The sequence below is a fragment of the Vibrio sp. HA2012 genome, assembly GCF_002812955.1.
Classification (GTDB): Bacteria; Pseudomonadota; Gammaproteobacteria; order Enterobacterales; family Vibrionaceae; genus Vibrio.
In genome coordinates this window covers 559,905-581,245 of record NZ_PFXK01000001.1, presented here as the reverse complement: position 1 = coordinate 581,245, position 21,341 = coordinate 559,905, and the positions used below count along the sequence as shown (strand labels likewise).

At 40.0% G+C, this 21,341-nt stretch carries 19 protein-coding genes; 15 read left to right on the top strand and 4 right to left on the bottom strand.

Going from position 1 to position 21,341, the window contains the following annotated elements:
• The first annotated feature begins 171 nt into the window (after positions 1-171).
• The 12 genes from CSW98_RS02645 to CSW98_RS02590 all read left to right on the top strand — a co-directional run bounded on the left by CSW98_RS02645 (position 172) and on the right by CSW98_RS02590 (position 10,925).
• Positions 172-885 carry a WecB/TagA/CpsF family glycosyltransferase gene (locus CSW98_RS02645; protein ID WP_100798885.1) on the top strand — a complete coding sequence of 238 codons (714 nt, stop codon included), beginning with the start codon at positions 172-174 and terminating at the stop codon, positions 883-885.
• Entirely contained in the window at positions 882-2,138 is a 1,257-nt protein-coding gene (locus CSW98_RS02640; protein ID WP_100798884.1) for an O-antigen ligase family protein, read from the top strand. The genes CSW98_RS02645 and CSW98_RS02640 overlap by 4 nt, the downstream gene beginning before the upstream one ends.
• Positions 2,135-3,460 (top strand): TolB-like translocation protein, encoded by a 1,326-nt coding sequence (locus CSW98_RS02635; protein WP_100798883.1) that lies wholly within the window; start codon positions 2,135-2,137, stop codon positions 3,458-3,460. The genes CSW98_RS02640 and CSW98_RS02635 overlap by 4 nt, the downstream gene beginning before the upstream one ends.
• Positions 3,453-4,814, top strand: coding sequence for a lipopolysaccharide biosynthesis protein (locus CSW98_RS02630; RefSeq protein WP_100798882.1), 1,362 nt, complete (start codon positions 3,453-3,455; stop codon positions 4,812-4,814). The genes CSW98_RS02635 and CSW98_RS02630 overlap by 8 nt, the downstream gene beginning before the upstream one ends.
• A 6-nt stretch (positions 4,815-4,820) precedes the next feature.
• Positions 4,821-5,930, top strand: coding sequence for a polysaccharide pyruvyl transferase family protein (locus tag CSW98_RS02625; RefSeq protein ID WP_100798881.1), 1,110 nt, complete (start codon positions 4,821-4,823; stop codon positions 5,928-5,930).
• Positions 5,931-5,940: 10 nt separating this feature from the next.
• On the top strand, positions 5,941-6,798 hold the full coding sequence (locus CSW98_RS02620; protein ID WP_100798880.1) for a glycosyltransferase family 2 protein: 858 nt from the start codon (positions 5,941-5,943) through the stop codon (positions 6,796-6,798).
• Between the two features lie 370 nt (positions 6,799-7,168).
• Positions 7,169-7,318 carry a hypothetical protein gene (locus CSW98_RS02615; protein WP_100798879.1) on the top strand — a complete coding sequence of 50 codons (150 nt, stop codon included), beginning with the start codon at positions 7,169-7,171 and terminating at the stop codon, positions 7,316-7,318.
• 8 nt (positions 7,319-7,326) lie between these two features.
• Entirely contained in the window at positions 7,327-7,995 is a 669-nt protein-coding gene (locus CSW98_RS02610) for a hypothetical protein (RefSeq protein WP_100798878.1), read from the top strand.
• Positions 7,967-8,431 carry a VanZ family protein gene (locus tag CSW98_RS02605; protein WP_100798877.1) on the top strand — a complete coding sequence of 155 codons (465 nt, stop codon included), beginning with the start codon at positions 7,967-7,969 and terminating at the stop codon, positions 8,429-8,431. The genes CSW98_RS02610 and CSW98_RS02605 overlap by 29 nt, the downstream gene beginning before the upstream one ends.
• 149 nt (positions 8,432-8,580) lie before the next feature.
• Positions 8,581-8,982 (top strand): hypothetical protein, encoded by a 402-nt coding sequence (locus tag CSW98_RS02600; protein WP_100798876.1) that lies wholly within the window; start codon positions 8,581-8,583, stop codon positions 8,980-8,982.
• 84 nt (positions 8,983-9,066) lie between these two features.
• Positions 9,067-10,449 (top strand): O-antigen ligase family protein, encoded by a 1,383-nt coding sequence (locus CSW98_RS02595; RefSeq protein WP_100798875.1) that lies wholly within the window; start codon positions 9,067-9,069, stop codon positions 10,447-10,449.
• A 32-nt stretch (positions 10,450-10,481) separates the two neighbouring features.
• On the top strand, positions 10,482-10,925 hold the full coding sequence (locus tag CSW98_RS02590; protein ID WP_100798874.1) for a low molecular weight protein-tyrosine-phosphatase: 444 nt from the start codon (positions 10,482-10,484) through the stop codon (positions 10,923-10,925).
• A gap of 97 nt (positions 10,926-11,022) precedes the next feature.
• Here CSW98_RS02590 and CSW98_RS02585 read toward each other — a convergent pair whose 3' ends face one another.
• The gene (locus CSW98_RS02585; RefSeq protein WP_100798873.1) at positions 11,023-11,535 is read right to left on the bottom strand and encodes a glycine cleavage system transcriptional repressor; all 513 of its coding nucleotides are present in this window, start codon (positions 11,533-11,535) and stop codon (positions 11,023-11,025) included.
• Positions 11,536-11,858: 323 nt separating this feature from the next.
• On the opposite strand from CSW98_RS02585, the gene CSW98_RS02580 reads away from it, so the two are divergent.
• Both CSW98_RS02580 and CSW98_RS02575 read left to right on the top strand, forming a co-directional pair.
• The gene (locus tag CSW98_RS02580) at positions 11,859-13,094 is read left to right on the top strand and encodes a CinA family nicotinamide mononucleotide deamidase-related protein (protein ID WP_100798872.1); all 1,236 of its coding nucleotides are present in this window, start codon (positions 11,859-11,861) and stop codon (positions 13,092-13,094) included.
• A gap of 321 nt (positions 13,095-13,415) precedes the next feature.
• Positions 13,416-13,697 carry a 30S ribosomal protein S6 modification protein gene (locus tag CSW98_RS02575; RefSeq protein ID WP_100798871.1) on the top strand — a complete coding sequence of 94 codons (282 nt, stop codon included), beginning with the start codon at positions 13,416-13,418 and terminating at the stop codon, positions 13,695-13,697.
• 109 nt (positions 13,698-13,806) lie between these two features.
• Here CSW98_RS02575 and nrdB read toward each other — a convergent pair whose 3' ends face one another.
• From nrdB to ubiG, 3 genes are all read right to left on the bottom strand, one after another.
• On the bottom strand, positions 13,807-14,940 hold the full coding sequence (gene nrdB / locus CSW98_RS02570) for a class Ia ribonucleoside-diphosphate reductase subunit beta (protein WP_100799152.1): 1,134 nt from the start codon (positions 14,938-14,940) through the stop codon (positions 13,807-13,809).
• 19 nt (positions 14,941-14,959) lie between these two features.
• Positions 14,960-17,242, bottom strand: coding sequence for a class 1a ribonucleoside-diphosphate reductase subunit alpha (gene nrdA / locus CSW98_RS02565; protein WP_100798870.1), 2,283 nt, complete (start codon positions 17,240-17,242; stop codon positions 14,960-14,962).
• Between the two features lie 359 nt (positions 17,243-17,601).
• On the bottom strand, positions 17,602-18,324 hold the full coding sequence (ubiG, locus tag CSW98_RS02560) for a bifunctional 2-polyprenyl-6-hydroxyphenol methylase/3-demethylubiquinol 3-O-methyltransferase UbiG (protein ID WP_100798869.1): 723 nt from the start codon (positions 18,322-18,324) through the stop codon (positions 17,602-17,604).
• A 278-nt stretch (positions 18,325-18,602) separates the two neighbouring features.
• Between ubiG and gyrA the strand changes: the two genes are divergently transcribed.
• Positions 18,603-21,326, top strand: a complete 2,724-nt coding sequence (gene gyrA, locus CSW98_RS02555; protein WP_100798868.1) for a DNA topoisomerase (ATP-hydrolyzing) subunit A — start codon at positions 18,603-18,605, stop codon at positions 21,324-21,326.
• Positions 21,327-21,341 lie beyond the last annotated feature (15 nt).

Below are 21,341 nucleotides of genomic sequence, written 5' to 3'. Positions count from 1 at the left end.
TCAAGCTGATTTGATCAACAACGTCATTCAAAAGTAATTAACAATCTTGATGAGTTTAAAGAGACTTCAGGTGTCATCGTTGCTAGCAGGGTTGTTGAAGAATTGGAAGATGTATTGAATAAAATTTATACCTGTGATTTATTCGGACAAGATTAATTAGCTGAGTGAAAAATGAACATGTTAGATATTTTGAAATCTAGGTTATCAGATGAAAAAAAATTAACCTCTCCCGAAGGAATTAATACATTCTTGAATCCATATAGTTATTTACTGATGAGAAACGAAAAAGAATTACTGTCAGAATTTGATCATATATTTATTGATGGGCAATGGTTATGTCATTTTTTAAGGTGGTTTAGAATAGCTAAGATATCTCGTTGTAGTTTTGATAACTCATCTGCTGCTCCAATCGTATTTAGTAATGCAGAATGTAATAATCAATCAGTAGCTATTGTTGGCAGTGATAGTGAATCAATAAATAGATTTAAAGAATATTTAATAGAAACTTATCCTGAATTAGAAATATCGTTTATCAGAAACGGATATTTTGAAGATGAAAGTGAGATTGAAGAAAATTTAAATGAGCTTATTCAACTTATGCCCAATGTTGTTATAACTGGAATGGGAGCTATAAGGCAGGAAAAATTCTTGGTTCGCCTAAGAAAAAAAGGGTGGTCGGGTACTGGCTTTACATGTGGTGGCTTTCTTCATCAAACAGCAAGCAAAGGACATAAATATTATCCAGATTTTGTAAATCGATTTAATTTGAGATTTCTTTATCGAATATGGGATGAGCCAAAATTAATTAGAAGATATTCAGTGGATTACATAAAATTTGTAGTGTTATTTTTTAAAGATGTAACTAATTTGAAAAGAAAAAAATGAACAGTCAAACTCATTATTATTTATGTAGAATATTAATAAATGTATACCTTTCTGCTTCTATGGGAGTGACTGCGGTACTATTTGTTCCTCAAGATAGCATTACTGTAAGTACAGGAAGTAACGCTACATACATGATTAGTTGGTTATTACTGTATGTTCTTAGCATTGTAATGGCATTTACGCTTAAGCTAAGGATAAATAAATGGTTTTTACTATCTTTGTCAATACCGTTATATCACTTAGTATCAACTCTTTGGTCTGAATTAACAATGAAAACATTGATTTATTCATCATGTTTTGTACTTAATGCAGTAGTTGTATACTTAATATATAGAGTATATAGCTTAAAAGAAGTACCAAGATTGATAGTAAACTGTTTGTTTTTGCTTAGTTTTCTTGGGCTAATGGCATATTTTTTGGGTGTTGAATCAGTAAAGTACTTTGATATTCATAGCCGATTAAATGTGCTTGGTTTAGAGCCGATGAGAGGGTTCTTCAATCATAAAATAACAGCGGGCTTATATTCTTCTATAGGTTTTCTGATTTCGTGGTTAATTCTTGGTGGGCGAAAAAAATATATTTATTCTTTTGTTTTTTTAATTTTTAATTTAATGACAGGGTCAGCTACAGGACTGTCATTGTTAGTAATTGGTTGCTTTATACTTTTAACACTTTCACTATGCAAAAGATATCGTATTAAACCCAATGTTTTTATAATTTGTCTTACATTGTCAATTTTCCTATCTATATTTTTATTTCAATTGTTTAGTGCTGATGTCTTAGTTATGTTAGGTCGAGATCCTACATTAACTGGTCGTACATTGTTATGGAGTTGGGGAATTGAAGCTGGTTTGCAACGAATATGGTTTGGTTGGGGTTATTTAGGATATTTAGGAACAGATATAGCAGGAAATGTTGCTGAAACATACGTTGAATTTCAAAATTATAATGTGCCACATTTTCATAATAGTATTATACAAATCTTTGCAAATGGTGGAATAATATATACAATATATTTGATTTTAATTATCATATTTGCTATGAAATCTTGGTATGATTATTATCTTAAAAATGAAGATAATAGTGCAATGATATTTTGCTTGTTGGTGTTATTGATTTCTGTATCATCGATATTCGTATATGTCTTTTCTAGATATAACGATTTCCCAACAATTTTATTAATGATTATGATTTCTTTTATGCCTAAAAATGAAATGAAACAAAACAAGTTATCATCGGATTATAAATTATGACTTTTGAGATATCTTCTGAATTTGAAAGATGTAAAAAATTCGAAACTAGATTTCCTGTTTATAAAATTACAAATAGTGATGATTCTTGTATTCATCGTTTTTATGATACATCTCCAATTAGTCCGTCAGGTAAGTATATAGCTTTATGTCGTTTTTCTAGAGAAAATACACTACCTAGATTTGGTGAAGTTGCCAAAGTAGTAGTTTATGACTTATCTGTAGGAAATGAGATATATATTAGTGAGACACAGGCTTGGGATACTCAACTTGGAGCACAAGTGCAGTGGGGAGCTACAGATCATGAACTATTTTTTAATAGAATTGATACTGAGACACTTGAACCATTTGGGGTAATGGTTGATGTTTTAAATGCTAATGAAATGGCACTCAAAAACACCATATATATGGTTTCTCCATGTGGTGGTTATGCTATAACACCATGTTTAAATCGTATTTCAAATGTTCAAGCTGGTTACGGAATTTTATTGCCGGGTACAGTAATAAAGAAAAACAGAGGTGCTGTTAGTGATGATGGTTTATATCTTATTGATATAAAAGAAAACAAATCATCATTATTGATATCATTTAGTGATATATATAAAAGTTTAAAAAGTACTTTTTCAGATATTGATTTAAATTCTGGTGGATTTTATGGATTTCATACGAAATGGAGTCCATCAGGTGATAAAATACTATTTTTAATTCGGTGGTTAGAGGATGGTAAAAGAAAAACGAAGAACTACTTGCTTTCGATGAACGCAAATGGCAGTAATCTAAAAGTTGTAGTAGATGCTCATCGTTGGGTTGGAGGTCATCATCCGAATTGGCATCCAAATGGTGAAGAAATTATTATGAATCTGATGTTTAATAATGACTATCATAAGTTTGGGGTTGTTACTGAATTAATTGAAAAAATTAGTAGAAAGTTAGGATTTAGATACTTTTCAAATTCCAAGTTTTTAAGATTTGCAAGAATTAAATCTGATGGTTCGAAAATTGAAGTCTTTAATGAAAAGAGTTTTGGCTCTGGACATCCTTCTTTTCACCCCAAGCATGATTTTCTTGTTACTGATTGCTATCCAAGCGAAAGAGTCGCACATCACAATCGTACTATACCCATCCGCTTTGTAACACCGAACGATGAACGTACTGTATGTGTATTAGAGACAGTACCATATTACAATAAGAGATCAGTTGCTATGCGAATTGACCCACATCCTGCATGGGATGCTCAAGGACGTTTTATAGTAGTAAATGCGCTTAATGGAAGAAATCGAGGGGTATTTATTATAGACACTAAGGAAGAAGTTTATAATGCCTAAAATTAGTATTTCTTTAAAATCAGATTTATTGTTATCTATATTCGCTTTTATCATAAAACTTTTAGCTGGAATATCAGGTTACTTTTTATTTGTTCTATTTGCAAAAATGATGGGGACAGTAGAGTACGGATATTTTAGCTACATTTTTAGCATATTAATGTTAATTGCATTAGTTAGTAATCTGGGGCAGCAAACATTTATAATTAAGGAAGTGCCAAAGTCAAAATTATTATCTGATAAAAACAGAGAGTATAGCGCATATATATTCTCAATGGTTATGTCTAGCACAGGCGTTCTCATAGGTGTAATGATTTATTCTATCATTTGTTTGATGATTATAAAAACCTCTAACTATAAGATCATTTTTTATGGTTCTATGTTTATTGCGTTATTTTCTTTCTCTCAAACTACAGTAGGTTATCTGAGGGTTCAGGATAAAACATTGTTAGCTATTGGTACTAGAGACCTTATTTGGCGTATAATATCAGCAGTTATTTTTGTTTTTATTTTATATTTGGAACATTCAAAAGCTGAGATACCTTTAGGGCATATACAAGGAATTATAGCTATGTCTGCTAGTTTGTTCCTTATTTTGATGTTTCATCTATTTCAGATAAAAAAATATATACGTCATAATTTCAATGGAAATAAATTCGTTATCAATCCTCGCCCTTGGGTCAAAGTTAGTTTAGGTTTGACATTAATAGCTTTAATTTCTAATTCGGATTCTTATTTATACACTATTATACTAGGTGGTATTTTAAGTGAATTTGAAATAGGTTTACTTTTTTCCTCTTTGAAGACTGTAGAACTAATTAATGTATTTTTGATGGCTGTTACTCTTGTTGTTTCGCCCCAATTATCGAAACTAGTTGCGTTAGGTGATGTTGAGAAGCTTCAGAGAAAGTGTAATGTTGCAATCGTGCTCCAAACAATTCCTGTGTTATTTGCTACAGTTGTTTTGTTTGGTTGGTCAGAGGATATTTTAGTTATTTTTGATCCTAGCTATTCTTCTTATTCATTATTATTGCGTTTGTTATCTATTGGTATGTTTGTTAACGCTTTGACTGGAGCCACTGTTTTATTGCTTCAAGTAGGAGGTATGCATTGGCAACACGTACGATATCAAGGTGGAAGTATATTAATTTCTTCAGCATTATTACCTTTATTTGTAATGCTATGGGGTGTAAATGGAGTTGCTATTTCTTTCATTCTATCTAAATGCCTATGGAATATTCTCGCTATCAAGGCAATAAGAAAGAAACTAAAAATTGATCCATCTATCCTTGCACTAGTGACTCCAAGTAGGAGTCATTTAGGCTTTTTAAAATCAGATTTGTTAAATTTAAGGTAGTTAAAAATGGCTAGCTCGTTTTTTAGTCCAAAAACACAATTTGAAAATGTTGGTGATGCACTTATCAATAGAGAAATGATAAAGCTTGCCACCAAACATTCAGATGTTTATGTCGATGCTTCAAGATGCCCTGAGAATTTTTGTTCTACTTTAAATTTAAAAAATAGTAAAGAGATAAATGTTATAAATGGAGGAACATTAAAGTTATTCTTAATGATTTTGAAGATGGTTTTATCGGGTGAACAATGTTATTATTATCTTAGTCCTGGTGGTTATTTTGGGGAAATTTCAGGTAAAGAACATTTAAATAAATACATAAACTTTTTTATATTGATATTTTTTTATTTACTAGGTGTAAAAATTTGCCATGTTGGTGTTTCTTATGAAAGGCTTGAGAAAAACTTTGTAAGATTAATTAGACTTAGAAGTAAAATATTACATTCCCATGTATTAAGAGATAAAAAGAGTGCCAAATATTCAGATTCTCTAAATATCAGGTATACATCAGTTGCACCAGATCTTGCTTATAATATTTTTCACGATGAGAAAAAAACTGAAAAAACTGAAAAAACTGAAAAAACTGAAAAAACTGAAAAAACTGAAAGTATTTGTTTTTCCTTTAGAACTGACCAAGATCCAAGGCAACTAGAAATAGTTAAAAAACTTATTTTAATAATAGATGAATTAACTCCCAACAATTTAAAGTATTATTTCTATTCTCAAGTTGTACGTGATAACGAAAGTATGAAATCTCTCTATGAATTTTCAAAGAAAAATATAAATAGAGATGTAGAGTATATAGAGATAATTGGTGATATTGATGTAAGTCTAGGCTTCTTTTCTAACGTGTCAAGAATAGTTTCAAATAGACTCCATGTTTTATTAATGAGTGGCTCTGTTGGTTGTAAATTAGCACCAAGTTTTCTTGATGGTTATAACGATAAAATTCTTGGCTTATTTGAAAGTTTGGATGGTTTTACATGCCCAGCAATTGATATGGCTGAATTGTCAAAAAATAAAATAGAAAGTATCATTGTTGATAAATCAGATATAATTAAATTAGGACTATTACAAAAAAATAGATTAAAAGCTACATATGAAGATATTTATTCTTAGGTGACATAAAATGATTGCATCAATAATAATACCTACTTATGGTAGATCTAAATTATTAGAACGAGCGATTGAATCAGTATACTCATGTGATGGTTCAAAAGATGTTGAAGTTATAATTGTAGATGATTGCTCCCCTGTTCCGGTAAGATGTTCCTCTTTGAGAGAAAATGATCGAATTATTCGATTGAAGTCTAATTCTGGCGCTGCTGTTGCTAGAAATGTTGGTATAAATAGTGCCCGGGGAGATTTAATTTATTTATTAGATAGTGATGATTATATAGTTGAGAGGAATTTCATAAAAGATTATGATAATTACAAAGGACAAAAAAAATTATTTTATTCAAACATTAAATCTCAAGGTTACAAGTCTGATTTTCCAAACTCAATTAGTGCGTCAAATTATTTCGAGTCAATTTTTTTTAAATATCCACATATATGCCAGACTTCATCTTTATTTTTTGATAGATCTTTAAGGCATATATTAAATTTTGATGAGTCTTTACCAAAGCATCAAGATTGGGATTTAATTTTATTTTCTGCTTTAAATAATAATATACAAGTTGAAAAAGGAGATGGTGTGACTTTCTTTGATAGAAGTGATAGAGGATCCTTATCGAGGAAGTATAGTGGGTATAAGTCTGAGCCATGGTTCGATAAGATCTGTAAATTATCAATATCGACAAATATGGATATAGATACGATAAAATATTGCCTATTTGGCCAGTATATTACTCATTATAGATGGAAGAGTTTTTTTTTAGAATCTGCATCATTATTTCTTAATAGAAATTTAAAAGCAAAAATTTTATTTGTTAAACTTGTTCATCGTTTAATTCAAGAATTTAATAAAATTAAGATAAGTGGTTAGATATGTCTGAAGAATAAATAAAAATTTATGGATTTTATTTCTAGATTAGATGGCGAGAAATTTTTCTAGAGAAATCATGTATTTTAATGATCTAATGTCGCATGAAATAAGTAGTTCTTGCAATTTTAAGTACCAATTCAATCCTTATTTGTTTTAAAGACTATGATATTCTCTGAAAGTTAGGTGATGAATTAAATATTGATATCGCATATCGTATCGGTAGGGCATTCGGACAACAACCCCGTATTGCGACTTTTTCATCTTCGGATGAAATTAACTTAAAACTCAAAGATCCTAAGCAAAAAATTGAAAGGATAGAAAATCATATAAAGCTCTTGCCTCCGCGCTCGATTATACAGATGGTTTGTCTATGGAGTTTGTAGAGAATGATTCTGCCTGGCGTTTTAACCTTCGCAGCTCGAACACGGAACCGGTTGTGGGTTTAAATGTGGAGTCTCGCGGGAATTCAAAGTTAGTTGCTCTGAAAGTTGAAGAACTTAAAGGGTTAATGACAGAGTAATTATTTAGATGAAATCTGAACTTATTAAAACTATTCCACTTCTTATTATTGCTACTTTATGTGTAGGTGTGGCTTCCTACTCCGTTAAACTGGGGATTGGCAGCTTATATGCGAAAGCTGCAGAGAATGAATTGCACCACATGCCTGTCTCTTTGAATGAAGAAGGGGCTGAGAATGCAATGCAACTGAAACAGCAATTTGTGGAAAGAATGCTGAGCTGGAATCCGGACAGCCCGCAAAACCTGCTGATAGCCGGTTATTTTCAGTCTTATATGGGCTGGCTGACAAGTGATCCGTCTCTGACCGGGGAAGCGATGGAAAGCATGCAGTACTCTGCTGAACAGCGTCCGTTATGGCCTGAATCTTATATTCAGCGGGCTTATCTGCTGGCAAATACAGAAGCGTCACCGGATGCTGCGATAGCCATGCTGAACAAAGCGTCGGCAGTCGGGCCTTATGAAGGCTCAACGGCGGAAGCAATTATGCGTATTTATTTTTCCAAATGGGATCAATTGTCGGCTCCGGACCGGATCCTGGCCAGCCGGGTTGTTCTTAATGCTGGTGAGTACGGGGTGGGGTACTGGGAATTACGTAAGTTTATTTCCGGATTCAGCCATAAAGAACGCGTTTGTAATCTTCTGAAATTTAATGGTATTTACAACAAAGAGTGTCAGTAGTTTGGGTGTTTTGATTCGTAGTATGTTGTCTTACCGGTTATTGTTTTTGTTAGGTGTTGCTTTGGTTGCCCTTTCCGGCAGTCTGGCAAAAAGTCTGAGTTTTCATTCTGAATATGTTTACGCACTAGAGCTCTGGTTGGGCAGCGATAAGTATCTGCATTTTATCGTCAGCTTTGCTATCGGATACACGGTAACCTGGGCAACACCGTTCAGGCTCAGACGGTATTTTTTCTACTCTGTCGGGGTGCCTACTCTGGTGACTTTTCTGGCAATTGTGTCGGATGAGTGTTTGCAACTATATGTCCCGACAAGAGAGTTTTCTTATGAAGACCTTCTCGCCAATGTGCTGGGTATGGGAAGCGGTATTTTCGTCTGCAGATTTCTTGAAATGATATTTATATATTTATCAAAAAGAAAGGAGGAGAAAACCGGATAACTTTTAATTGTTTTCTTATTTTTAAGACAGAACTTTGTTGCAATGACGTGGTAAAGTTCAAAGGTATGCATACAACCCGTATGAATGAACCGTTGTATGTTTTTTGGTTAGGTTTATTTTCCTGATTATCAGGAGCATAAGGAATGATAATGAAAGGTAAGTTATTAGCATTGACAATCGCAGCAGCAATGTCTGTTATGCCAATCGCAGCAAATGCCATTACTCCTGAACAACAGCAGAATATCGATACGGCTATTTCTGCGCAGTCAGGTCTGTCTGGTGCCGAGCTGGTTCAGTCTCTTCTGTCACAGTATCCTGAGCTGGCAGCTGAAGTTGTTGCAAGCGTTATGGCTGCACGACCAGCAGAAGCGGCTTCTGTTGCACAAGCGGCAACACAAGCTGGTGTATCGGCAGAAACGGTTACTACCGCTGCCATCTCCGTTAATATTGACCCGGCATCTGTTGCACCGGCAACGGCGGCAGGTACACAAACTATTGGCGCTCCTGCTCCAACAACGACGGATGCGGCTACAGGCGTATCTTCAAGTTAAGATATCAAGTCATCGAACTCAGTTTGTAATTTGATTAAAAAGCCCAAAGTAGTTTGGGCTTTTTTCTATTTCTATGGATGTACAATGTCTCGGATCGAAACTGCTTGTTATTATAGTTTCCTGCTGCTTTTAATCTGGTTACCTGTTCCTCTTGCCAGTAACCGGGTATGGGCCTGGTCCATCGCTGAATTCTGGATTGCGTGCCAGACATTCAGCCTTATTATTGCTTACCGGAAAAATTTTCCCTGGCATCGCGTCAAACGTTTTTACTGGTTATTAATTCCTCTGCTTATTTTTCAGGTATGGGTGGCACTACAGCTTGTCCGGCTACCGGTTGACTGGCTGGGGTGGATTTCTCCTGAAGCTGCCAATACTTTTCGTTGGGTCGGGGCTGAGTATGGTTCGGTTTCTCTGGATCATTTTGCAACCGTTGCCGGGCTGATTAAAGGGATCAGTTATACCTTATTTGCGTTTAATGCCGTTCTGTTAGTTAACAGTATTAAACGTATTAAATCGGTCATGATCACACTGGTTATCAGTGGTACTTTTCAGGCTTTTTATGGCGCGATGATGGTGCTGCTCGGGATCCGGAAAAGTCTGGTGTTTGGTTTCCCCGAAGTCGACATCGCTACCGGCTCTTTTGTCTATAAAAATCATCTGGCAAATTACCTGATGATGGTTTTATCCGTCGGGGTTGGGTTGATTGTTTCTGAGCTTCACCAGAGTCGCTCGGGTTCCTGGCGTGTCCGGCTAAGACGCTGGTCAGATGCGATGCTCTCCAGCAAAATGATGGTGCGGCTCGCATTGGTCATCATGGTGATTGCGCTGGTCATGACTCGTTCCCGGATGGGGAATTCGGCCTTTTTTGCGGTCACGATTATTGGCGGGCTAGTGGGACTCCTGCTGTATAAAAACAGGCCAAGAGCATTAACGGTTCTGATCATTAGTCTGTTGGCAATTGATACCCTGATTGTCGGGACGGTATTTGGTCTGGGTAAGGTCAAGGAACGGCTTGAGCATACTTCTGTGCAGGCGGAAACACGGGACCAGGTGGTCGTCTGGAGTCTGGATATTATTCAGGATTTCCCGGTTACCGGTACGGGGATGGGCAGTTATTATTCAACGTTTCCTAAATATACACAGTATAACGTTGGTTTTTATAACCATGCACATAATGAATATATTGAATTTGCGGTAGAAGCGGGGATCCCGGCAACCCTTATGCTTGGAAGTATGGTGCTGTTTGCTGTCTGGCTATGCCTGAAGGCGGTTCGCAGTAGAAATAGCCGAACCATGAAAGGAGCGGCTTTAGGAAGTCTGATGGCTATTGTCGGTATGCTTATCCATATCAGTGTGGATTTTAACCTGCAGGCTCCTGCGAATGCATTGACGTTTATTCTAATATTGGTGCTGGCGGGGTGTTCTGCCAATATGCCGGTAAAAGTAAAGAACGGCAAAGCGCTATAAAAATAGTTATAAACAGTTAGTAAGGTTATTCAGTGTTTGAAAAAATTTTAGTCGTGTGTACAGGCAATATTTGCCGTTCGCCGTTTGGTGAAGCGTTACTGAAAAAGCTAAAACCGGAGCTGGATGTCAGTTCTGCCGGGGTGGGTGTCGAATCCAATAAACTGGCTGGCTTACCGGCAGATGCTATGGCCGTAAAAGTGGCGGCTCAGTATGGTGTGGATATTTCGGGGCACCGTTCCCGGCAGATCACTCAGGGAGATATCGATGCTGTGGATGTGATCCTTGTTATGGAACGAAAGCATATTGATCAGCTGTGTGAATTGTTTCCGTTAGCCAGAAGTAAGACGATACTATTTGGGCACTGGGTAGGGATCAGCACCATTGATGATCCGTTCCGTCAGGGTGAAGCGGCATTTGAACACTCGTTTTCTCTGATAGAAAATGCCGCTGAAGCCTGGAAGCGGAAGTTATCTTAATCCTGCTGGTGCTTGTAGTTTTTGCTCAAAAAACAATACACATTCCCACGCGGGTGCGTGGGAATAGTAGACGGTTTGCGGATGTATAAAAGAGACATTAACTGGTCAGAATAACCCGGGTATCTTCACTGAGAGATTCCAGTTCTTTGGTCACATCTTCTATCGTGACATCTGCCGGAAGTTTGATGGCCAGATTAGCGGTAAACAGGCTGTTACTGACACCACCACCGCCGGCAATAAACACCCGCTGGCAATCCATATCCAGAATGCGGATTCCCTGTCCGTCCAGAACCTGAGTAATTTCATTCACTACACCAGCTCTGTCGTTGGCATCCAGTCTCAGATTAAAAACCTCTTCTTTATCATGGGTTGTCGGATCGGTATCGACAAATTGAACGACCAGATCTTTGTTATCGGCAAATGCATCTTTAACGACTTGCTCATTCGCTTTAGGAAGCTCTACTTTGATCACTGCGGCGACCTGATCTTCTATAAAGTTAACTTTACTGATTAGCCACTTACCACCATTCTCATGCGTAATGGCTGAAAGGTGCTTGATCGTCGTAGGGGATGCTTTACCAACAAAATTGACGATGAAAGTGCTGCTCATACTTAAACCCTCCAAAGGTCGCAGTGTTATTTGTTATTCCTTAACCTGATTATCTGTTAATACTTAAGTCTATGAATTACGTTGTTATCTCTAGTTTAGGACTAAAACTAAGAGAATGTATGACAATTATCAATTTTTGAACCAGTGGCAGACAGGAAGTCTTAAGTTTGTTATCCAGTTACCATTTTGAGTTAATTCGTTGATTGATATGTAAACAAGTATGATGGTTTTTTTGTCGGGTTTACAGGATCCTGACTCGACATAATGCCTGAAATTAGCGTAACGTATAGCGGTTAAATCAAACAGGACAGAGAGCAACCCGGATGATCAAGATAGCAATGCTAAGTACAGGTGAAGAAGTTCTTCACGGAGATATTGTCGATACCAATGCCGCCTGGCTGTCCAGACGTTTTTTTGAGGAAGGGCTGGCATTACAGAAACGCTCTACAGTGGGAGACAACCTGTTTGATCTCGTGAATGAAATGGTCAGTCTGAGTCTGAATTATGATCTGGTTATCGTAAACGGTGGTTTAGGTCCTACCTCTGACGATATGAGTGCCGAAGCTGCAGCCGAAGCCGCAGAAGACGAACTGGAGTTGTTTCCCAAGTGGGTTGAGGTGATGAAAAATTACTTTAAGCGGCTGGGTAGGGAGATGCCGGAAAGTAATATTAAGCAGGCGATGCTGCCCCGTTCCGCCACTATTATTGATAATCCTGTTGGTACTGCTTGTGGTTTTTCTATACGGATAAATCAGGCTCAGTTCTTCTTTACTCCGGGTGTACCGCGTGAATTTAAACATATGGTTGATTCCCGGATCCTACCGGCAATAAAGTCGGAATATCATGCGGCTGAAAGTCGGGAGGTCAGCCGCATATTCACATTCGGCCTGACCGAGTCGGGAATCTCCGATCTGATCAGTCATATTCATCTTCCGGCAGGGTATGAATTTGGTTATCGCTCTTCGTTACCATTTATTGAAATCAAACTTTTCGGCCCGGCCGGGGAGATGGATACCCGTCTGAAGATTATGCATATTGTGTATGGTCATCTTGGTGATAATGTGGTTAGTGTCGATGAGCCCATGCTGGAGAATATCCGGGCATTGCTGGAAGAAAAGCAGCAGGTCGTTTCTGTTTCAGAACAGTCGACGGGTGGGTATCTTGCCAGTTGGCTGCACAGCAATAAGAAGCTGGCAGACAGGCTGGGTTCTTCCTGGATTATGAGTAATCCGGTGCAAAATTCGCTGGTTGAGCAGGATCCGCTAGCAGCGGCGCTGGCTCTTGCTGCGGCTATTCGTGAGAAGAATGGCAGTGATATCGGACTGGCAACCGGGAATATGCTGGACGGAAAGGTGGCTTTTGGCTTGTCGACCTGCAATGGAGAATGGGGACAGGTTGTCGAATTGAAACGTGATTATGAGCGGGAAGATCTGCGGAAATTGTATGCGGCTATGGTCACGGATATGTTACGTCGTCACCTTGAGGCGAAACCGGTATTCGGTGAGTACTCATCGGTTAAGCGCATTCGTGAACTTTTTGTGCCTGCCAGTGCGTTGTGATTATTATTTTTAAAATCAATCTGTTAAGGAAGGCCTGTTCTGTGCCTAAAGCTTTTGGTTCGACAGAGGAATTTAATAAAAAAGTTTATAAGATGTTAATTTAATAACAAAATATCTGCTTTTTTCTGTTTTGTTTATACCAAAACGGTCTAAGTGCTAATTCAATGATTTCCAATGGGATTTAAAACTGAGTTTTTAAATCCCATTTTTATCTCTGGGCTTTCAGAAAAAAAAATCTACACTGGAACTTGCTCGTTAAAAAAAGATCTTCTCTAAGATCGTTTTATGGATGGAGCATCACGGACAGTTGGAGGTGCGATAATGCTGAGTCAGTCTAGAATTGAAGTTTGGTACAAGGTCGCCAGAGAACGAATTCTGTTAGGCGAAACCTGTAGTTCCGATAAGATGGATGTGATTAATCTCTGGGTTAGTCTGCCACATGACAGCGGTTCACCAGATCAACAGGGATACCATTTGTCACTCTTTGATGACGATGGTAGATGTATTGGTGAGAAGCCTGTCACTTTATCTAATGCTGAAGCTGTACTCAAAAGACGTCCTAAATTTGAGCAGCTTTACTCCGTAAATCAGCTGGTCTTTTAAATAAGTTCATAACTACTCCCTTTTTATTTACTTCCATGTTTTACTTGAACCAAGTTTAAAAGCCCTGAATTCACAGGGCTTTTCTTTATCAATATGACTGATCTGTGGTTCAGAGTTCGAAGTCTTCAAAATCTCCGCTTGCTACCTGATTATCAATCTGGCCGACAAGGTAGGAACTGATTTCAGCCTCCTGAGGTGCAACCTGAACATTGTCGGATGATAACCAGGCATTAATCCAGGGAATAGGGTTCGAAGCGGCCTGCGGATAAGCCGGTTCCAGACCAACTGAACGCATCCTGACATTAGTGATATATTCGACATACTGGCTGAGAATATCTTTGTTCAGGCCGATCATTGAGCCGTCTTTAAACAGGTAATCTGCCCAGTCTTTTTCCTGTTCTGCTGCATCCTTAAACAGTTGGAAACATTCCTGCTCACACTCTTTTGCTATATCAACAAATTCAGGGTCATCCTGACCGGTGCGCAACAGGTTCAGCATCTGCTGAGTTCCGGACAGATGCAGGGCTTCATCACGGGCAATCAGTTTAATGATCTTGGCATTACCTTCCATAAGCTCCCGTTCCGCAAAGGCAAATGAACAGGCAAAACTGACATAGAACCGAATGGCTTCCAATGCATTTACCGACATCAGACACAGGTAAAGTTTCTTTTTCAGATTTCGCAGCTTAATGGTGACGGTTTTTCCGTTCAGTTCATGTACACCTGCGCCAAAACGATGGTAGTCATTGGTTAGTTGGATCAGGTCATCATAATAGTGTGCAATATCTTTTGCCCGGGCGAGGATGTGTTCGTTTTCTACTATGTCATCGAATACGGTGCCTGGGTCATTAACAATATTACGAATAATATGTGTGTAAGATCGGGAATGAATGGTCTCTGAAAACGACCAGGTTTCGATCCAGGTTTCCACTTCCGGCAGTGATACCAACGGAAGCAGGGCTACGTTCGGGCTGCGTCCCTGAATAGAATCCAACAGTGTCTGATATTTCAGGTTGCTGATAAAAATATGTTTCTCATGGTCAGGAAGGTCTGCATAGTCAATCCGGTCGCTGGAGACATCGACTTCTTCCGGACGCCAGAAGAAAGAGAGCTGCTTTTCGATCAGCTTTTCAAATATTTCGAATTTTTGCTGATCGTAACGGGCAACGTTGACAGACTGACCGAAGAACATCGGCTCTTTCAACTGGTCATTTTTAGTTTGTGAAAAGGTACTGTATTTCATCATCATATGCTCATAAAAATTAGATCTTACAGGCGCCGCCAGCACAGTCATCCTGCTGTGTTGCTGCTGCATTGCTTTGTTCATCACTCGCCCCATCACGGGTGTTATGGTAGTAGAGGGTTTTTACTCCCATCTTATAAGCAGTCAGCAGATCTTTAAGCAGTAGCTTCATCGGTACTTTACCGTTTGGTTGTGTTGCCGGATCATAATTTGTATTGGCTGAAATAGCTTGATCGACAAACTTCTGCATAATGCCCACAAGGTGTAAATAGCCATCGTTAGACGGAATATTCCACAGCAGCTCGTAGTTGTCTTTCAGTTTTTCATATTCAGGGACAACCTGCTTCAAAATACCGTCTTTAGAGGCTTTTACCGATACAAAACCACGTGGAGGCTCAATGCCGTTAGTTGCATTTGATATCTGAGATGATGTTTCTGACGGCATCAGAGCGGTTAAAGTTGAGTTACGCAGCCCGTAAGTTTTGATCTCTTTACGCAGTGTTTCCCAGTCGTAACGCAGGGGTTCGCTACAGATGTTATCCAGATCTTTTTTATAAGTATCAATGGGTAAGATACCCTGAGCATAGCGGGTTTCATGAAAGGCCGGGCAGGCTCCCTGTTCTTTCGCCAGTTGCATGGAAGCTTGCAGCAGGTAATACTGAATCGCTTCAAATGTTCTGTGCGTCAGTGCATTGGCACTGCCATCTGAGTATCTTGTTCCGTGTTTTGCAAGGTAGTAGGCGTAGTTGATGACACCAACCCCCAGAGTCCGGCGGTTCATCGTTGATGTATAGGCGGCAGGAAGCGGATAATCCTGATAATCCAGCAGAGCGTCCAGTGCACGGACAACCAGTTCAGATAATTCTTTCAACTCATCAAGCTGCGAGATGGCCCCCAGATTGAAGGCTGATAAGGTACAAAGTGCGATTTCACCCTGATCATCACCAACATAATTCAGGGGCTTGGTCGGCAGCGCAATTTCCAGACACAGATTTGACTGGCGAATTGGTGCGACAGTCGGGTCAAACGGGCTGTGGGTATTACAGTGATCTACATTCTGAATATAAATCCGGCCGGTCGATGCCCGCTCCTGCATCAGCAGAGAGAACAGATCAACGGCTTTTACGGCTTGCTTCTTAATGGCAGGATCCGATTCATATTGCGTATACAGGCGCTCAAATTCGTCCTGATCAGCAAAGAATGCATCATACAGTCCTGGAACATCAGATGGTGAAAACAGGGTGATATTTTCCCCTTTGATCAGGCGGGTATACATGGTTTTATTGAGCTGTACACCGTAGTCCATATGCCTTACACGGTTTTCTTCTACGCCACGGTTGTTTTTCAGTACCATCAATGACTGAACTTCACCATGCCACATAGGATAAAAAACAGTGGCGGCTCCACCGCGAACCCCTCCCTGAGAGCAGCATTTTACCGCTGTCTGGAAATATTTATAGAAAGGTATGCAGCCGGTATGGAAGGCTTCACCTCCCCGAATTTCAGAGCCAAGGGCGCGGATCCGGCCGGCATTGATGCCTATGCCTGCACGCTGGGACACATAACGAACCACGGCACTTGCTGTGGCATTAATAGAATCCAGACTGTCATCACACTCGATCAGTACGCAGGAACTGAACTGACGGGTAGGGGTGCGTACGCCAGACATAATCGGCGTAGGCAGTGATATTTTGAATGTAGAAACGGCATCATAAAAACGTTTGATATAGTTCAGGCGGGTTTCTTTCGGATAGTTAGCAAACAGGCAGGCGGCAACCAGCATATACAGAAACTGAGCACTTTCGTAGATCTCTTTAGTTACTCTGTTCTGGACAAAATATTTGCCTTCCAGTTGTTTCACTGCTGCGTATGAGAAATTCAGGTCACGATTATGATCCAGAAAAGCGTTCATCTGCTGAAACTCTTCAAAGCTGTAATCCTGCAGCAGATGTTTGTCGTATTTCCCCATATCAACCAGCTTAGACACATGGTCATAAAGCGCGGGTGGCTCGTACTGCCCATAGGCTTTTTTCCTCAGATGGAAAATAGCAAGGCGAGCGGCCAGATACTGGTAGTCTGGGGTTTCTTCTGAAATCAGATCCGCGGCTGATTTTATAATGGTTTCATGAATGTCAGTGGTGGAAATGCCTTCATAAAACTGAATATGGGATTTCATTTCGACCTGCGAGACAGAAACATTCTCCAGACCTTCTGCGGCCCAGGTAATAACCCGGTGAATTTTCTCCAGATCGATGTTTTCTCTGCGTCCGTTGCGCTTGGTTACGCTTAATTGTTGGTTCATTTTCGTTATTTTCCCTGATTGAAAGCTGACGTATATCCGTTGAATGGTTTTCAGACCATACGTAATAGTAAAAACGGGTGTTTTGTTGTTTGATATACAACATATAGTGTTCTTTCGTTGAGCGGGTTACAAGATAGAGTGATTTTGAATGCTTTTCAAGAGCGTAAATGTGTCGGAAATGTGATGGGGCAGCAGGAGGAAGCTTAGAAGTTAGTAGCTGCTAACTGAGGATCTCGGATGGTCTTTGACATGAAAAAACCATCCTTTGCTATTTCTTTTGAGTTAAATCAATGAAAATTTTTTTTCTTGATTTTCGGTAAAAAATCAGACTGTTGCATAAACTCGTTTTGGTGGTGAAATTATGCACTGTTTTGTGTATGGATAATGTTGTTTTGTGTATGAATAATATAGTTGATATCAACCCTGTGTCCTAACCGGTAAGTGGCGGTCAGAGGATTATAATGTAAACCAGTGATCCCTTTTTCTTGCAGGGAAGTTTGGTCGATCATACGCATCAGCTCTGATGGTTTTATGAATTTTGCATGTTCGTGAGTTCCCTGTGGAACGATTTTTAATAACTGCTCTGCTCCTAAAATAGCAAACAGATACGATTTCAGATTCCGGTTCAATGTGGAGAAAAATACATGCCCACCCGGTTTTACCAGTATTGCACATGACTGAACTACTGAAAGTGGGTCTGGAACATGTTCCAGCATTTCCATGCAGGTGACGATATCATAATGGCCGGGAAATTCTGCAGCATGCTCTTCAACAGTGCTTTGCAGATAGGTTACTTTAGTATTGGTTTCCAGTGCGTGTAGACGTGCAACTTCCAGCGGCTCGGCACCCATATCCAGTCCGGAGACATGAGCCCCTTCAATGGCCATACTTTCCGCCAGAATACCGCCTCCGCAGCCAACATCCAATACCGTTTTACCAAACAGTCCGCCGACTTTTTCCTGCACATAGTCCAGCCGCAACGGATTGATCTGATGCAGAGGCTTAAACTCTCCTTCCAGATCCCACCAACGGTGTGCCATTTCTTCAAATTTCCTGATTTCATTAGGATCGACGTTTTGCATAACGGTTCCGGTTTGCCTCTCTACGGATTGAGAATTATAGCCGGGAAAAGAACAGAGAGTACAGGCTAAACCATGCGTCATTTTTTCGGATAAAAAATAACCAGCATTCAAAAACCTACCGCTTTATTATGTTAATTCTACGGCATTTATTTGGAAAATAGCGCACAAGCCAGCAAAAGGAGCCTGAAAGTGCTGCGGAAAAGGGGATTTTTATGTTATATTTTGTGGTCTTGTACGTATCTGATATACGATCAAAAAAGTAGAGGGATAATGGCTCTATGAGCGATTTAGCTAAAGAGATCACGCCCGTAAACATTGAAGATGAGCTGAGAGGTTCTTACCTTGACTATGCGATGTCAGTTATCGTTGGTCGTGCTCTTCCTGATGTGCGTGATGGCCTAAAACCAGTACACCGCCGCGTGTTGTTTGCGATGAATGTACTGGGTAATGACTGGAATAAACCATATAAAAAATCAGCCCGTGTAGTGGGCGACGTAATCGGTAAATATCACCCGCATGGTGATAGCGCAGTATACGATACAATTGTACGTATGGCTCAGCCATTCTCATTACGTTACATGCTGTGTGATGGGCAGGGTAACTTCGGTTCTATCGATGGTGACTCCGCGGCAGCGATGCGTTATACCGAAGTTCGTATGGCAAAAATTGCTCACGAACTGCTTGCTGATCTGGATAAAGAAACGGTGGATTATGTACCTAACTATGATGGTACAGAACAGATCCCTGCCGTACTTCCGACCAAAGTTCCTAACCTGCTGGTAAACGGTTCCTCCGGTATTGCCGTAGGTATGGCAACCAATATTCCTCCGCATAACCTGACGGAGGTTGTTGATGGTTGCCTTGCATATATCGATAACCACGATATTTCTATCGATGAGCTGATGACTTATATTCAGGGACCGGATTTCCCTACAGCGGCACTGATCAGTGGCCGCAAAGGTATTGTTGATGCCTATAAAACCGGTCGCGGTAAGATCTATATGCGCTCCAAGGCGGAAATAGAAGCAGACAAAAATGGTAAAGAGACCATTGTTGTAACTGAAATTCCGTATCAGGTAAACAAAGCACGTCTGATCGAGAAAATTGCTGAACTGGTCAAAGACAAGAAAGTTGAAGGTATCAGTGCACTGCGTGATGAATCCGATAAAGACGGTATGCGTATTGTTATCGAATGTAAGCGCGATGCTGTGGGTGAAGTGGTTCTGAATAACCTGTACTCCCAGACTCAGCTTCAGACGACTTTCGGTATTAATATGGTGGCGCTGGATAACGGTCAGCCTAAGCTGTTTAATCTGAAAGAAATGATCAAATGCTTTGTTGATCACCGCCGTGAAGTGGTTACCCGCCGTACTATCTTTGAACTGCGAAAAGCCAGAGAACGTGCTCACCTGCTTGAAGGTCTTGCTCTTGCACTGGCAAATATCGATGAGATTATTGAGCTTATCCGTAATGCATCGACTCCGGCTGAAGCAAAAGCCGGGCTGACTGCCCGTGGCTGGGAGTTGGGTAATGTTGCTGCGATGCTGGAACGTGCAGGAACAGACGCTGCTCGTCCAGAATGGCTGGAAGATCAGTATGGTATTCGTGATGGCTTGTACTATCTGACAGAACAACAGGCTCAAGCTATTCTTGATTTACGTCTGCATAAGCTGACCGGTCTTGAGCACGAAAAGATTCTCGATGAATATAAAGCGCTGCTGGATGAAATCGCTGAACTGATGTTCATTCTTGCCAGCACTGAGCGCCTGATGGAAGTGATCCGTGAAGAACTGGAAGCTGTTCGTACCGGCTTTGGGGATGCACGTCGTACTGAAATTACGGCAGCAACTCACGATATCGATATGGAAGAGCTGATAGCTCAGGAAGATGTTGTTGTTACCCTGTCGCATGAAGGCTATGTGAAATACCAGTTGCTGAGTGACTATGAAGCTCAGCGTCGTGGGGGCAAGGGTAAGAGTGCAACCAAGATGAAGGATGAAGACTATATTGAGCGTCTTCTGGTTGCGAATACGCACGATAATATTCTGTGTTTCTCTACTCGTGGTAAAACTTATCGTCTGAAAGTGTACCAGCTTCCTCAGGCAACTCGTACTGCCCGCGGTAAACCAATTGTGAATATTCTTCCTCTGGAAGAGAATGAACGTGTGACGGCTATTCTGCGTGTTTCTGAATATTCAGAAGATAAATTTATCTTTATGGCTACCGGTGACGGTACGGTTAAGAAAACGTCGCTGGATCAATTTGCTAACGTTCGTTCAAATGGTCTGATTGCGTTGAACCTGCGTGATGAAGATTCACTGATCGGTGTTGATATCACCGACGGCGAAAGCGAAATTATGTTGTTCTCTAAATTCGGCAAAGTAGTTCGCTTTAAAGAATCGGAAGAAACCGCTGTTGTGGATGAAAACGGTCAGCCAGTGCTGGATGAAAATGGCCAGCCGGAGATTAAGTTCAAAGGTGTAAGACCAATGGGTCGTACGGCAGCCGGTGTTCGAGGCATGAAGCTTGCTGACGGCGATCAAGTGGTGTCGCTAATCGTACCGAAGACGGATGGTGATGTACTAACCGTCACTGAGAATGGTTACGGTAAGCGTACCAGCCTGTCTGAATATCCAACGAAAGGTCGTGGTACCCAGGGTGTGGTTTCGATCAAAGTTTCTGAACGTAACGGTAGTGTTGTGGGTGCAGTACAGGTAGAAGATGGTGATGAGTTTATGATGATCACCGATGCCGGTACTCTGGTTCGTACTCGTGTTGCTGAAGTCAGTCAGGTTGGCCGTAATACACAGGGCGTGACTCTGATTCGTACCGCGGACGATGAAAATGTGGTTGGACTACAGCGTATCGATGAAGTTGACGATATAGAAGACGACGTTGATGATATTGAACTGAAAGACGGTGAAATTTCTGATACTGATACTGATACTGATACTGATACTGATACTGATACTGATACTGATGCAACTGACAGCGAAGAATAGTCAGCAATCTGAGTG